At 34.2% G+C, this 14761-nt stretch carries 14 protein-coding genes; 5 read left to right on the plus strand and 9 right to left on the minus strand.

The window, feature by feature from the left end; genetic code table 11:
- The first annotated feature begins 179 nt into the window (after positions 1 to 179).
- The 4 genes from JOD29_RS08565 (at position 180) to JOD29_RS08580 (ending at position 2217) form a co-directional block, all read left to right on the plus strand.
- Positions 180 to 665, plus strand: coding sequence for a hypothetical protein (locus JOD29_RS08565; protein WP_124764206.1), 486 nt, complete (start codon positions 180 to 182; stop codon positions 663 to 665).
- Positions 666 to 845: 180 nt separating this feature from the next.
- Positions 846 to 959, plus strand: coding sequence for a YjcZ family sporulation protein (locus tag JOD29_RS08570; protein ID WP_124764207.1), 114 nt, complete (start codon positions 846 to 848; stop codon positions 957 to 959).
- A gap of 214 nt (positions 960 to 1173) precedes the next feature.
- A complete protein-coding gene (locus tag JOD29_RS08575; RefSeq protein ID WP_158610542.1) occupies positions 1174 to 1323 on the plus strand; it encodes a hypothetical protein in 150 nt (49 codons plus the stop codon).
- 615 nt (positions 1324 to 1938) lie between these two features.
- Positions 1939 to 2217, plus strand: coding sequence for a hypothetical protein (locus tag JOD29_RS08580; RefSeq protein ID WP_124764208.1), 279 nt, complete (start codon positions 1939 to 1941; stop codon positions 2215 to 2217).
- Between the two features lie 242 nt (positions 2218 to 2459).
- Here the strand turns inward: JOD29_RS08580 and JOD29_RS08585 are convergent, their stop codons facing one another.
- From JOD29_RS08585 to JOD29_RS08600, 4 genes are all read right to left on the minus strand, one after another.
- Positions 2460 to 3518, minus strand: a complete 1059-nt coding sequence (locus JOD29_RS08585) for a YkvI family membrane protein (protein WP_124764209.1) — start codon at positions 3516 to 3518, stop codon at positions 2460 to 2462.
- 519 nt (positions 3519 to 4037) lie between these two features.
- Complete coding sequence (locus tag JOD29_RS08590; RefSeq protein ID WP_124764210.1) at positions 4038 to 4355, minus strand: hypothetical protein; 318 nt, start codon at positions 4353 to 4355, stop codon at positions 4038 to 4040.
- 455 nt (positions 4356 to 4810) lie between these two features.
- Positions 4811 to 7042 (minus strand): YcdB/YcdC domain-containing protein, encoded by a 2232-nt coding sequence (locus JOD29_RS08595; RefSeq protein WP_124764211.1) that lies wholly within the window; start codon positions 7040 to 7042, stop codon positions 4811 to 4813.
- Positions 7043 to 7273: 231 nt separating this feature from the next.
- Positions 7274 to 8008 carry an MBL fold metallo-hydrolase gene (locus tag JOD29_RS08600; RefSeq protein WP_124764212.1) on the minus strand — a complete coding sequence of 245 codons (735 nt, stop codon included), beginning with the start codon at positions 8006 to 8008 and terminating at the stop codon, positions 7274 to 7276.
- A 233-nt stretch (positions 8009 to 8241) separates the two neighbouring features.
- Here JOD29_RS08600 and JOD29_RS08605 point away from each other — a divergent pair, with 233 nt between their 5' ends.
- Positions 8242 to 9285, plus strand: a complete 1044-nt coding sequence (locus tag JOD29_RS08605) for an S-layer homology domain-containing protein (RefSeq protein WP_124764213.1) — start codon at positions 8242 to 8244, stop codon at positions 9283 to 9285.
- Positions 9286 to 9645: 360 nt separating this feature from the next.
- On the opposite strand, the gene JOD29_RS08610 is transcribed toward JOD29_RS08605, so the two are convergent.
- The 5 genes from JOD29_RS08610 to JOD29_RS08630 all read right to left on the minus strand — a co-directional run bounded on the left by JOD29_RS08610 (position 9646) and on the right by JOD29_RS08630 (position 14362).
- Complete coding sequence (locus JOD29_RS08610) at positions 9646 to 10098, minus strand: YoqH family protein (RefSeq protein WP_124764214.1); 453 nt, start codon at positions 10096 to 10098, stop codon at positions 9646 to 9648.
- 241 nt (positions 10099 to 10339) lie between these two features.
- The gene (locus tag JOD29_RS08615; RefSeq protein WP_124764215.1) at positions 10340 to 10792 is read right to left on the minus strand and encodes a DMT family transporter; all 453 of its coding nucleotides are present in this window, start codon (positions 10790 to 10792) and stop codon (positions 10340 to 10342) included.
- An 86-nt stretch (positions 10793 to 10878) separates the two neighbouring features.
- Positions 10879 to 11304 (minus strand): DMT family transporter, encoded by a 426-nt coding sequence (locus tag JOD29_RS08620; RefSeq protein WP_158610543.1) that lies wholly within the window; start codon positions 11302 to 11304, stop codon positions 10879 to 10881.
- 404 nt (positions 11305 to 11708) lie between these two features.
- Positions 11709 to 12650, minus strand: a complete 942-nt coding sequence (locus JOD29_RS08625) for an alpha/beta hydrolase (RefSeq protein WP_124764217.1) — start codon at positions 12648 to 12650, stop codon at positions 11709 to 11711.
- 68 nt (positions 12651 to 12718) lie between these two features.
- A complete protein-coding gene (locus tag JOD29_RS08630) occupies positions 12719 to 14362 on the minus strand; it encodes a flavin-containing monooxygenase (protein ID WP_124764218.1) in 1644 nt (547 codons plus the stop codon).
- Between the last annotated feature and the right edge of the window lie 399 nt (positions 14363 to 14761).

A 14761-nucleotide genomic window follows, 5' to 3' on the forward strand; every position in this document is an offset into this window, starting at 1 on the left:
TATTAGGATGATTTCGTCACAAATAAGGGCGATAACTCCAAAGAATCCTTATTTTCCATCACTACATATACTGTTTAGAACTAACAATTTAGGAGTGAAAAAATGGGATTTTTCCAACCCTAGGGAACAATGGCACCTAATCCCAAAGTACCCCTACCATTTTATTTTGGAGGTTTCGTATGACAAATTTTTATTCGTTTACTGGAACTGTCACGATGATTAGTGAATTTTTCACAGGCCAAAATGGCGAAGGTTGTACTCAATTATTTACATTAGAAAATGAAGAGGGGTTAATTGTTAATTTTGTAGTTTCACCGTCAACTTATTTTGTAGATCATGAAATGGTTATGGTAGGAGATCGAGTCACAGGTTATTATGACGGAGATCTACCAGCGATTCTAATTTACCCTCCACAATATCAAGCCATTGTCATGGTTAAAGATAATCCTGACCAAAATGTAAAGGTTGATTATTTTAATAACCAATTGGTGAGTAGTGATGGCCAGTTACTATTACATTTATCGCCTTATACCCAACTTTTACTAACAAACGGGCAACGCTTTTCAAGATATCCAGGAAATCGTGATTTAATTGTTTTCTATGGAGCGTCCACAAGAAGTATCCCTGCTCAAACCACACCTTACCGGATAATCGTTCTATGTTAAGATTTTTTTACAGTAAGCAAAAAGTTTAGGTAAAACTCGTTCATTACTGACGAGTTTTTTATTATGTTTGAAAATTATATCTTTCAAGAGACTTTGCTTAATTTTAAAAATTCCGCACTTATACCATACACAAGATGAATAAACACATAAATTATTATTGAAATGAGGGGGTGAAATAATATGTCAAACGATTATGATCGCTACGACTACAACAATAATGGATTTGCATTATTAGTTGTTTTATTTATCCTTTTAATTATCGTAGGTACAGCGTTCATGAATTATTACTACTAATTTAGTAATTATCCACTTCCGGAACTTTAAAATATCCTATTATAAGACCTTAATTACAAAGATACTTACTCTATGGAAAATAAACTAAGAAAAATCCCTTCAACACTAGTATTACACTGTGTGAGGCGATTTTTTTAAGTGAGTTGATAGTAACGAATTAATTCTTTACAAAAATATTATTTTAGATAAATAGATAACTGTCGTAACTGTAATCATGCTACATAGGGTAGACAATAAGACAACTTGTGCAGCATATTCAGGATGGTTAACATATTCTAGTGCAAAAAGAGAGCTATTTCTTGAAGTAGGAAAAGAGCTAGCAATCAACAATGCCTGTGCTGTTGTACCTTCTAATTTAGAATAAAAATCACTATAAAAGCAATACAAGGTGATAATATTAGTCTTCCGAGGAGACTTAAGACGAGTGGAGTTGTCAATCGTTTAATTTTTAAAAAAGCACTCTGGGCACCGAGTGTAATTAGTGCAATTGCCAAAAAGCATTAGTTGTATTTTCGATAGGAGTCCAGAGAAATGGAGGAATGTTAATAGACGCCACATGGAAGAACATCTCAGTACAAAATCATAAAGAATGTTTAAAATCTGCCAATCACGTTCATCCATTTGGTTCCTCCAAAAAATAATCTATATTAGTTAATTAAACATTTATATTATGATAGTCCATCTTATCGTTCCCTCTCATTCTATCATAATCTTCTGAATTCAAATGCAGTTACAGTTATAAAGCGATGTTGATTGTTGGATAAGTTCCTCGTACATATAGAAAATGAATGTTTTCACAATGAATTATTCAGTAAAGTGACGAATTATATGATTCCCACCACATCTATTGCATAAAATGCCTTTAGATACTAATGAGCGAACTATTTGTTTTAAAAATCATGGATTAACAAGTTGATCAGCCGGAGTCTAGGATCAGCTTTCCATACAGTTAACTTTAAAAAAAGGGAGCGAGCAATAGATGAATATGAGAAACAATCCTGAAGAACGATTCTTTCAAGAAGAAACAACTGCTTCACAAATTGGAAGTGAAAATGCATCAGATAAAATTGAGATTTTAGGAAATTTAGTTGTTCTTGTTGGCGAAGCCATTGTTGTATACTCCCAAGTAATTGCCGCCCAAGAAAAGGCTCAAGTAAAACAAAATGCAGCTGATGGTCAAAATAATGTTCAACTACAATTAAATCAGATATCGAAAGAGCTCGATGAAATTAAAAGATTATTAAGAAAAGCATTATAGCGAGGAACGAAAATCATTAGTGGTGGTTTGTACACTTAAGGTCCTTATGCGCATCTGGTGTTTTGCATTGTGCGCTTGGCCATGCTTTATCTGTCCTTGAAACTCCTTTGTTCGTTCAGTGATTTGTACCTTGCGTCAAACACTACACAAAAAAGCAGTACCCAATCTCCAAAAATTATTTGGATCAAAGGGTACTGCTTTTATTTGAATACTATTTACGGGTTATAACTAATTTTTGTCTATTACTTACTTTTGTCCTGTTTCTTAATAATAAAAGGAGCAGCAACAAGAGCAAACATTAAGACGATTCCTAGGTAACCAATTAATGGATAAAAATAACTTACAAGTTGAGTAAATCCAACGTAGCTTGCTAAATATCCAACGATCATCGTGATGATAAAGAAGATTTTAAACTTCTTTGTTCCTGACTCTGCAAAACGAGCAGTAAACGAGAAGAACATGCCAATCGCAGTATTATAGATCATTCCAAAAATAACTAAAGACATGATCAGCCCTAATACAGGTGATAAATTACTTACAATTCCAAGCATCGGCATATCTAAAGTGCCAACATCTCCGATTTTAGAAAAGATGGCTAGATGACTTAAAATAATCATGATTCCAAGTACAAGGCCACCCAATAATCCACCTTTTGCTGCAATCTTTGGATTCTTTTCAGTTCCCCCCATAACAATGGACATCGAGGCGCCTACTGCAACATTAAATGAAACATAATTAATACTAGAAATAAACCAGTTTGGTAGAGTTGTAGGTGTGGCTTGAGCAACTTCGTTCAGTGACGCAAATGACGCATCCATCGATAGTAAACTATAAATTGAAATAAGTACAACGAAGAAAATAAGAAACGGTGTAATACCCCCAATAATTGAAACTACACGGTTTACTTTCAATAATCCCGTTAAAATAACGAAGATTGTCATAAGAGTCGATCCAACAAAAAATGGTAATCCAAACTGTTGATTCAGGTTAGAACCTGCACCTGCAATCATAACGACCCCGACTCCAAATAACGTAAAAATCAAAATATAGTCTATGAGTGTCCCTAGGTATCGTCCACTTATTCTGTAAATGACATCTTTATGTGAGTTTGTTTGAGTATAACTCCCAAGCCAAACAAGGACCATTCCAATAAATGAAAAAAGAGCGGTTGATAGAATGGCTCCGAAAATACCCAAAATTCCAAAACTAGTAAAGTACTGTAAAATTTCTTGTCCTGATGCAAAACCAGCACCCACGATTACTCCGATAAAGGCGCTTCCGATTCTTAAGATGTTATTCACTTTAAGGTCTCCTTATTATTCTATGTACATATGATAGGTTACAATTATATTTCTAAACTAATCAATTTCATAGTCATTTTTTTGCATTTTTCATTATAAGGAAAATTCCGAATAATAAAACTACTAGAATTCTATTTGTTTTTTCAAAATTTACAGATTAAAGATAATAACGTCTTACATAATTATATACTAAGAACAATGAGAATAGTTAAAAAATTCCCGTATTTTTTAATTTTTCCTTGTAAATTACAGTATTTTTATAAATTATAAACAGGGATATTGTATAATATTGGGGTTTTGATAATAAAAAAGAAAAGCAAATTCAACTCTTGTGATATTGCTCCTCTTTTCATTACTAATATTTAATTTTTATTTGTTGCTCGATTATGATATACAGTTTTTTCTATTGATACTGAGAATCGGAAGAATCCAAGCTATTAGTCCAAGTACAAAAGCACCACGATTAAGCCATCAATCATATCTCTCACCCCAATAATTTATGACTTTTTACCAATGCATTTAGTTCATTACTTGGTTTACAACCTTGACAACACCATTCTCAACGTATGATTCTAAAACTACATTGCCTTTATTATTTAAAAAGTAACTATAAGTTTTAGCGTCGTCATCAACCTTCACAGAAACCATCCAATTTTTATCTCCAGCTAAATTCGCTATGAATGGTTCTGTCTCGATATTCATTGCAGAAAGTCCTTCATTTTCTAATAAATAGTTTTGTACTGCTTTTTCAGTAGAATGCAATTGATATTGTACAAAGCCAAAAACAATGGCAATGACGGCTACCAAGCCTAAAAGGTATTTGTATATTTCTTTCAAACAATCTCCTCTTTTCAAGTAAAATGTTTATGTATATGCTTTTTTATTTCTTAGTAGGTAATAAGATAATGAGCGGAGAATTTCCGTCTAAAGTATAGTGTGGGGGCTTAGAATTAGAAATAAGCGAAGAAATACCGATTAACTGCTTTAAAAAGGCTATTTTCAAAGATTTGGCTAAGATAAACGGAATAACTTCCCTTCATTCAGTAGAATTTTAGATATTTTTTAATTTAAACGAATTAAGCCGGTTATTTTTTAAAACGTCTTCTATGATAATTTGTTCCAATAAAGTAATGATTTTTACTCAAGGTTATTAGCTCTTCAACTTTCCATAAAAAAATAAAATACTAAAACCGATTACCCGCTACGGTTCAATGCAATTGTTCTAATGTGAATTTCACAAACTAAAAAAACCTCTCGAAAGTTACAACTAACTTTCAAGAGGTAATTTTTAATTAATACTGATTAAATGGTATGCCCGTTTCATGGATTGCTTGAGCTAAGCTGAATATTGATACGGCAACATCAGCATAAGTTACTTCACCTTTTGGATTAAATTGGTTCTTTTGGGCGCTTACTAATTCTAATGCATCTGCTAACGCTACATATCCTCTATATTCATTTTGTATTTTGCTTGAGTCAGCAAATGATAATTTATAAATATCATGTTTTTTCGCTGCTGTTTCAAGACCTAGTGCTCGAATATACCAAACTGCTAGCTGTTCACGTGTAAGTTTTGCATCAGCCTTAAAGGTCTCATCTGCATTAATAATGCCTATTCTAACAGCTCTCTCTACAATCGAATAGTAAGGATGATCAGGACCAATATTTGCATATGTTTGATTTGCATTTTCTTCTGCAGCTCTTGTGTCGAACTCATAGAAATAAGACAATGACTTCACTAATAACTTCAGTGCTTCCCCATTCGTCATTGAGCTATCTGCATTAAATGATGCTGCATCTTTAATTTCTAACATGCGGTTTTGAAGCAAATAATTTAATTCAGCTTCTGCAGTCGGATGTGTCAAAACAGGTGTATCATTTTTTCTAAATAAATTACTCCATTCCCCTGTGTTCGCATCTAAATAACTATAAGCCTCTCCGTTATAAATAGGTGTATAAACTAATTTATAATCATGGTCTTTTGGATCATTTCCTTGTTTGATATATTGAAGTTTTAAGCTTAACGCATCGGTTAATTTATTTTTTGCATCTTCTTTTGAAACAACTTCTTCTGGTGATGGCCAGTCCACATTATCGCGGTGATTAATATATAAACTATTTACTGAACCATTAGTCCCTACTCCAACATTGATTTGATGCCCTTCAACTAAAATTCCATTGACTACTCGAGGGAATGTAAAGTAATAAGTTCCTTGAGATTCAAAGAAAGATGGTTCATCAATTGGTTTTGCATAATTATTTAAATACGATGGAACCCATTCTTTTAAATAATCCAATGCTTTAGCCAATGCTTGTTGTTCAGTAAGTTTTCCTTTATTACCTGCGCTTTCGCCACTTTCTATTAAGATATCTCGCTTCATGTCGTGATAAGAGACTATTTCACCTGTGGCCTTATTAAATTCAATGCTAGAACCCATGCCACCGTATGCCCAATCGTATGAGTATTGAACACTTAATAAGTCTTCGTTACCATAATTTACTTCTTCAACGGATGAAATAGTTAATTTTACTTTATCTGAGTCTATTTTCAACAGTTGTTCAGCAGCCTTTTTTGCCTGTTCTACTGTCATATTGGCTTGTCTTGCTGGCAAAGGTTTTGCAGCTAACTTTTCAATTTTCGCTTCTTTTGGTACTTCTTTTGTAAAATCATTAGCCGTTTGCCAGTCACCAGAAATTGCATTTACACCATATTTGACGTTTGGACTATAAATCAGTGCAATCGATTCATCACCCGTGCGATAATCCGTGATCACTTGATATCTTAAGCTGACATCTAAATTATCTTTTATCTTTTGTAATAATTCGTTTTCACTTTTAATCTCTTCTATTTTATCGAAAGTTGCATCTTTTGCATCTTCAGCATAACGATAGAAGCTAACAACCTCACCATTTCCAAGAATAGTTAGTTGAATTTGTTGGTCTGCTAGTGGAACATTATTTTTCTTTTGTACAAATCTAAATTCATAGCGTACTGGTTCTGTAATTAATTGATTAGAATAATAGGAATAATCAATAGTATCTTTATCTATTTCAAATTCTTTTCCCTTCGCCATTTTATTCAAAAACGAAACAGCGATCTTCTCTGCCTCTTCTTTCGATACTTTTGCAGGGAAAAGTGCATCTGCTGTATTAAGAGGTTCGAAATGGAAAGTTTCAAGCTCTAAATCATCCCCAACAAATACAATGCTTCCATAAAGATCTTTTCCTTTTACTGTTTTGTGGAAGCTTAAATCATAGCGAATTCGCTCATCATCTGGATAGTAATGACCATTACTCATATAAAAATCATTACTTGATAAAAAATCAAATTGTTTTGGGAACAGTTCTTTTAACTTTTTAATTAACGTATTTTTCGAGATTGTTGTCTCTGTCGATGCTACTTCAATTGCAACTCTTTCTGGTTGATTCTCTATAGGTGTTTGTGCATTTGCGACAGAAGATAGTACTCCAAATGAAAGGGCTGTTGATGTGACAAGTATTCCTACTTTTCCTAATTTTTTCAAAACGTTTCCTCCCTAATTTACAGATTGTTTATATTCTACCATAATTATCCAATATAAAATATAAGGATTTCTCACTATATACAAATTTTTCTATCTAATAGAATATAAATGCTATAAATATAGAGTTATAAAACTAAGGTTACAATATATTCACAAAAGACAAAAAAACACCTTTCTACTTGTGGAAAGGTGCCAAGCTGTTATAGTTTATCAAGTTTCAATTTCTAAATATCATTCTAAATTGTATGACATAAAAGGCTCTACTATATTAAAACCCAATTTTAATGCTATATCTTTTGGAAATCCAGCATCTAGGTGCATGCAATACACTCGATCTCTAATTTTCCACTCTATAAGTTCATCTAATTTTCTTAACGAAAGATGTGGATTATCATTATAATCTGCCTTACAAGTATCTTGATAAAACACATCAAATTTACCATCATGAAGTATGTCGAGAATGTGGCGTGGGATATCGTTACAGTCTCCACTATAATAAGTTGTCTTATTTTCATAATGTAATATATAACTAAAGCAATCTAAATCTTTTACATGTTTTACTTGTACAGCTTCAAAATTAATTTGAAAGTTCCCATATTTATAGGCCTCTTGAGCATCAAATTCTGTTAAGTTATAAGTTTTTTCCTCAACACCCATCATTTTTAAAAGTGCTCGAATTTTCAATTTTTTCGGTGCATAAACATGTACATTATTCTCTGCTAAAGTTCCCATTACATAATATCCATAAAAAATTAGGTCTCCTAATGAGCCAACATGATCTGGATGAGTATGTGTTAACAGAACACAAATTTCCTCTACATCTTTTAATAATTGACTTTGATGAATTTTACTAAAAGTACTGCTGCCACAATCAATCAGAAAAAGTACACGATCCTTTTTAATAAACGCTGCATTATTCCCTAAATTTGTATTACAGGCACTTCCGCAACCGATAAAACTTAACATTATATACCCCTTTTCTGTTCTTTATGTACAAAACAAATCATTGAAATTAGCAACAAGATGAAAACTTTTAATATTACAAATAGTATGTACAAAAACAATAAAATCAATTGTTCAACCCACTCCTTCATTGAACAAGAACATAATATCTCAACAATATTAAAACACCATAAATTACCTAAAGTAATTTTAAATATTTTATATTATGATTCTTTTATCAACTTAAGAGGTGAAACATGAAAACGATATCAAAAGCAATTACAACAGTTGGACTTGCAAGTGCAATGCTATTATCTTCAGTGGGCGGTGCAGCAGCAGCGGAAGTACACTACAAAGATGTTAAAAAGACTGACAACTTCTATAATTCAGTCGATTTCTTAATCGAGCAAAATGCTATTAGTAAGACATTACCGAAATTTAGACCTTACGAAAATATAACACGTGGGCAATTTGCTAGTATCTTTGCTAAAATTCTAGGTTTAGATGTTTCAAATATTGAGAATCCAGGCTTTACAGATGTACCTAAAACCCATCAATTTTATAAATATGTTGCAGCTCTTGAAAATTACGGAGTTATTGGTGGGTATGGAAATGGAAAGTTTGGAGTAAACGATCAATTAACTCGTGGACAAATGGCTGGAATCCTAATGAAGGCATACGGTATTCCCGTAATCCATTCTGAAGGATATGCTTCGTTAAAAAGCAATTTTGGTGAATCTAATTTAGTAAAATCTAACGATATTTTCGATGGCTACGATTTTAAAAATGGGCAATGGAATGATGAACTAGAAACACTAGAGTACTTTGGTGTCTTGGGTGGTTATAAAGATGGTAATTTATACCCTAACAAACCTATTAACCGTTCACAGTTTGCTAATATGATTTACAAAATGGAAGACTATGGATTCGGTTATTATCATTACCAATATGTTGATTCCATATTTGACGATTTCGCAACTATTGGAGTGAGCGAAGAAGAAGCAGATGAAAAGTTTAACGAATTTATTAATAGTAATGAATTAGTAGAATTTGTTACTATGTATCCTATTCCATCCGACATTAGTAGCGATGATTATGATTTAGTTATGACAGTTTATCCTGTCAAAGAAGGCGAAATGATTTTCGAAGATATTAATGCTAAAATCGTTGTTGAATATAGTGAAGAAGATGGTTGGTGGATTTCAGTTGAAAAGATCAGTGAAGAGTCAACAACACCTACTACAGAAGACCCTAATATAGAAAACACTGATTCAGAAAATACGGGTATAGTAACAGAATAATTTCATGAAAAATCCACGAGAAAGCCAAATCTCGTGGATTTTTTGAAGAGTAAATGTCCTATTGAAAAGTAGTTTTTCTAATCATCCCTGCTACCGCATTTGAACCATAAATAATTCTGGTTGTACGACCATATGCACAATTTGAATTTGCAGACGTGGTGGCAACTTAGATTCTATAAAAATAGTTGTGTAATATACCTCCAAAAAGGTTACAAAGTAGACTAAAAAAGATGTTTCAAAGTATTTTTCCGAAATTGCAATACAATACGAAATAGGTTTCATATATTAAATATAAAATTTTAGAGAATACATCCAATAAAAAAAACGATTGCTCTTATAAACAATCGTCCTCAAATAGACTTACTTACAACTTTTGATATTCCCTTTTAATAAAGCAGGTCCCAATTTTTCACTCTTAGAATTTGATAAACGAACCTGAACTTCAACATTTTCCATTTCGGCTGTAATTTCATCAAATCTACCTGCCCACGTAGGACCATCCTGTTCTGGAGTAGGATATAAAATAAAACGCCAACTAATTTCTTTTGGAATAAAAGCAAAGCCCTCATAGCGGTCATAATCTCCAAATGCAGTTGGCTCTGGAAGGTGTACGCCAAGAATACTGATATTTGTTCGTGCAGAACTTGGAGGACGTAATTGTACTTTATAAATGAGCGCAGAACCCTTTGCGTTTGTAAGCTTTTGATCAATAGGTTCTAAAACAATACTGCAGGGCATTGTAATTGCTTTTGATTGGGAGGGACAAATAACCAAAATTATAAGAATAATTAAACCCCAAATGATTTGTTTCATAAAACACCTCTTTAGTTCAATGAATGGGATTTCCCCATCGATTAACGATTAAATCCTCTTCATAAGCTCAATGAACGGGATTTCACCACCAGTTAACGATAAAACTCCTCTTCATAAGCCCGATGGACGGAATTTCGATAATGAGCAAACACTCTGGCGATTCTTGCGGTTATTTTACCCTCAAAATTTGTAATTTATTGATAAACCTGTACAACGAACAACGATTCATTTATTTATATATTTATTTATTTGTTTGTACTTTTGATTTCATATTGAAAATTAATAGACCAATAATAATTAACACGACTCCCAAAATATCTACCCATTTTAAATTCACTTGGGGCAATACTAAAAATCCTGTCACATCAAAGATTAGTGAAAAGATCAATTGTGCAATCACACCTATTAAGACGGCTTTTGTCGGTCCTAGTCGTTTCATTGCTTGCATCATACAATAAATAACCCCAATTCCCACTAACCCAAAAAACCAATAACTAACTTTCATGCCGCTAAAATCAAAAACATCCATTCCGTCAAGTATTAACCCGAATAAAAGTGATGCAATGCTACCGGTAATAAGTACAAATGTAGTGGCAATCCACCCTGTCACATACTCATTTAAATGGCGATTAAAGATATTTTGTAAACCAATAAAAGCACCTGCAACTACTGCTAAAATGCCACCTAAAATCAATTTCGTTTCTCCTCATTAATATATTTTTGGCTACTTCGGTTACAATCAACAATCATGGAACAAGAATCCCTTTTATGTAAGTCCTCCTATAAACTTATAAAAACTACTCCTATCATCATGAGTGTCAAACCAATCCACTGCATTCCTGCAATAGGTTGTTTCCTTACATCAAACACCCCTAACGCTTCAATAATTACGACGGTCCCCAATTGAGCGATTAATGTTAACGAAATGGCTACAGTTGCCCCTACTAATGTGACAGCAATAACACTAGAAGCAACCACGATTGCGCCAAAAGAACCTCCAAATAAATATAATGGTTTCACTTTTTTAAACCCGTTCACATGACTTTTCTTTGAAAATAAATAAATGATCAATGCGCCTGTAGCTCCAACAGCTTGTGTAATCATAGCGGTTGTCCATGTACTCACTCCAGATCCAATTGCGGCGTTTGTTACACTTTGGAGTGCAATAAAAAAACCAGTCAATATAGCCATTAAAATCCCAATCATCTTAATCCTCATCTCAAGTAAAATTATTAGTATAAATACAAAAAGGCAACTCACCCATTCTTTAAACAAAACGACTATTGCCTACCAAATGATAAAACTCACTTTTCATCTTAGTATCTCGTTTTTACGCAGATTTATTTTATCTTTTACTCACAAATATCCTTTATAGTAAAGAAAATGTTCCAATCCCCCCAGGAAGTTCCACAAAATAAACTTCCTCCTCTTGAAGAAAAGGGCTATGTATACAAACTTCTCACACAACATTTTAGAAAACACCTCTTTTTGCAAAATACGACACGTCACTTTCTTTTCTTAAGCAGATACCCTTAAAACTAATACTCCCTAACCGCCAAAAAAAAAGTGCTAAACTCTCTAGGAGCCTAGCACTAACATTTATTGTGAAATTATCGATTAACTTCTCTTGCAAATGCTCGCTTTAAAGCATCTGCCGCTTGGTTTACAGCTTTCATCCCTTGCTCTAAAGTACCTGGCATCCAGAAGAAGCCGTGAATCATACCATTATATCGAGTTTCTTCTACTGATACTCCAGCTTCTTTAAGACGTTGTGCATAGGCTTCTCCCTCATCACGCAACGGGTCAAATTCTGCTGTAATAACGAGTGCAGGAGGTAAGCCACTTAAATCCTCTGCCTTTAATGGAGAAGCATATGGATTCTCTCCATCTTGTGGATCACGCAAATAATGATCCCAGAACCAAATCATGCTATCTTTTGTTAACAAATAACCATCCGCATTGTCTCTATAGGACACAGTTTCATAGGAGTGGTTCGTAACAGGATAAATTAACAATTGATAAGCTAAATCAATTTCATTTTTATCACGAGCCATTAAAGAAACGACCGCAGCTAGATTTCCACCTGCACTGTCACCACCTACCGCAACACGGCTACTGTCAACCTGGATGGATGGGCCATTTTCAACTACCCATTTCGCAGCTGCATAAGCATCGTCAGCAGCCGCTGGGAATTTATGCTCTGGCGCTAATCGATAATCAACCGAAACGACAACACAATTTGCTCGGTTAGCTAAAAGCCGACAAGGAACGTCGACCGTATCTAAATCTCCAATTACCCAGCCACCACCGTGGTAAAAGACAAGAGATGGGAAAGGGCCATCTCCATTAGGTGTATATATACGGACTGGGATGTCACCCCCAGGTCCAGGAATTACTTGGTTTTCTACCCTTCCAACTTTTTCTGGAATTCCTGCTAGAGCACTAAAATCTGTTGTTAATCTTGCTTCCTCTGGGCTAAGCGAACTCATTGGTGGTGCACCTGCTGCTTCCATCTGTTCTAATAGAAATTTTGCTTGAGAATCAAGGGCCATAATAAAAAATCCTCCTTAAAAGATTAATAGATTTTATTCAGACTATATGAAATGATAGCGCTTTCAAATTAATTTTTAGCACTACTTTTTGAAACTAATGAAAATCCTTCGTATCCTTTTGATGCTATTTCATCACAGATTTTGCGGTATCCATCATATCCACCAACATAGATCTGGAATCCTCTTGCCTTGCCTTCAATATTCGCACCTGTATACCAAGATTCAGTCTTTGTATAAAGTGTTGCATCTGCTAGATCTCTACAATGCTGACTCCACTTTTCTTCGGCTTCAGGTTTTGCTTCAAATACTTCCACTTCGTTCTGACAAAGATGATTAATGCAATCTATAACCCATTCAACATGCTGTTCAATAGCTGCGGGCATATTTCCTAAAACGGATGGACTTTCCGGACCTGTTAACATAAATAGATTTGGGAATCCTGCTGTAGTTAATCCCAAATATGTTTTCGTCTTCGCACCATTTTCCCACTTTTCTTTTAATGACACACCGTTTTTACCTTTAATATCAATCTTAAACAATGATCCGGTCATCCCATCAAAACCAGTTGCAAACACAATTGCATCCAATTCAAACTCACCCTCAGAAGTACGAATCCCTTTAGATGTAATCTCCTCAATCGGTGCTTTTTTCACATCTACTAACCTTACATTTTCGCGATTATATGTTTCAAAGTAATTCGTATCAATAATGGCCCGCTTCGTACCGTAATAATGGTCAGGCACTAGTTTATCGGCTGTTTCTGGATCCTTAACAATCTCACGAATTTTCGAGCGTACAAATTCCGCGACAAGTTTGTTTCCTTCCTCATTAACTAGGAGATCATTATATGCGAATAGAATTGCCCATCCGCCTTTTTCCCAAGCTGCCTCTAACACTTTTCGGCGTTCTTCGGGAGTATCTTCTAATACGGATCTCTCTCCATAGTACATGGCCATTCCAGCGACGGAATTACGCATTAAATGTCTCATACCGTGATAATTTTCTTTTGATTTTTGAAGAAACTCTTGAGTATATTGATAATTTTTCGCAGGCACACTAAATTGTGGTGTACGTTGGAAAACCGTAAGATGTTTGGCTTCCTTCGCAATTACTGGTATAGATTGAATACCACTCGAACCAGTTCCAATCACCCCAACCCGTTTACCAGTGAAATCTACCTTTTCATGTGGCCAATGACCAGTGTGATACCAATCACCATCAAAGTTATCTAACCCCTTAATATTAGGAACGTTAGCTGTTGATATACAACCAACCCCTGTGATAAAGTATTTCGCTGTTATTTGGTCACCTTGGTCTGTTTGGATTAGCCATCTTTTACTACCCTCGTCATAGCTAGCAGAGGTTACACGAGTGCTAAAATTGATATCAGGACGCAGATCGAATTTATCAGCTACGAAATTCAAATATTTCAAAATTTCAGGCTGTTCAGGATAACGAGATGACCATGACCATTCATTATAAAGCTCCTCAGAGAAGGTATAGTTATAGCAAATGCTTTCTGAATCACAGCGTGCGCCTGGATAACGATTCCAATACCATACACCACCAACTCCGTCAGCTGTCTCGTATACTCTTGTAGACAAACCGGCCTCTCTTAAACGATATAGCATGTACAATCCCGAAAATCCAGCCCCAATAACAATAGCATCAACACTTGCAGTTTCACCTTGACGTTTATTCGAAACTCCCATATACTACCTCCTAATTTATGAGCTATGAAACTTTGTGTAGTTATAATAGACACGTGCTTATCAGATGGAGTACGAGCTTATCTATTTATGCTAGTCTACTAACTATGAATCTAATCTATGAATGCGCATACATTTTTATGCCGATCTAATTACTAGAATGACCAATGTACCCTTGTAGATTTGTAAGTGGCACATGTTTTCGACAATTCTTAGGTCCTCAAAAGCATGACTCTGTATTAGACTTAACTACCATGAGCAGAAGTATTAATATATGCATTTAATATACCTTGACTAGATCTTTTATAATTTTGTATATAACAAGCTTATTCCTTAACAAAATAAGATTTGTTTGCTTAACGTATGTCTTCTTTGATTTTATTTGAGTTTTATTAATCAATT

The sequence above is a fragment of the Lysinibacillus composti genome, assembly GCF_016908465.1.
Lineage (GTDB): Bacteria > Bacillota > Bacilli > Bacillales_A > Planococcaceae > Ureibacillus > Ureibacillus composti_A.

Coding starts and splice junctions, on each gene's coding strand:
- JOD29_RS08565 (WP_124764206.1), top strand. CDS start 180: ATGACAAATTTTTATTCGTTTACTGGAACTGTCACGATGATTAGTGAA.
- JOD29_RS08570 (WP_124764207.1), top strand. CDS start 846: ATGTCAAACGATTATGATCGCTACGACTACAACAATAATGGATTTGCA.
- JOD29_RS08575 (WP_158610542.1), top strand. CDS start 1,174: ATGCTACATAGGGTAGACAATAAGACAACTTGTGCAGCATATTCAGGA.
- JOD29_RS08580 (WP_124764208.1), top strand. CDS start 1,939: ATGAATATGAGAAACAATCCTGAAGAACGATTCTTTCAAGAAGAAACA.
- JOD29_RS08600 (WP_124764212.1), bottom strand. CDS start 8,008: ATGTTAAGTTTTATCGGTTGCGGAAGTGCCTGTAATACAAATTTAGGG.
- JOD29_RS08605 (WP_124764213.1), top strand. CDS start 8,242: ATGAAAACGATATCAAAAGCAATTACAACAGTTGGACTTGCAAGTGCA.
- JOD29_RS08610 (WP_124764214.1), bottom strand. CDS start 10,098: ATGAAACAAATCATTTGGGGTTTAATTATTCTTATAATTTTGGTTATT.
- JOD29_RS08620 (WP_158610543.1), bottom strand. CDS start 11,304: ATGATTGGGATTTTAATGGCTATATTGACTGGTTTTTTTATTGCACTC.
- JOD29_RS08625 (WP_124764217.1), bottom strand. CDS start 12,650: ATGGCCCTTGATTCTCAAGCAAAATTTCTATTAGAACAGATGGAAGCA.
- JOD29_RS08630 (WP_124764218.1), bottom strand. CDS start 14,362: ATGGGAGTTTCGAATAAACGTCAAGGTGAAACTGCAAGTGTTGATGCT.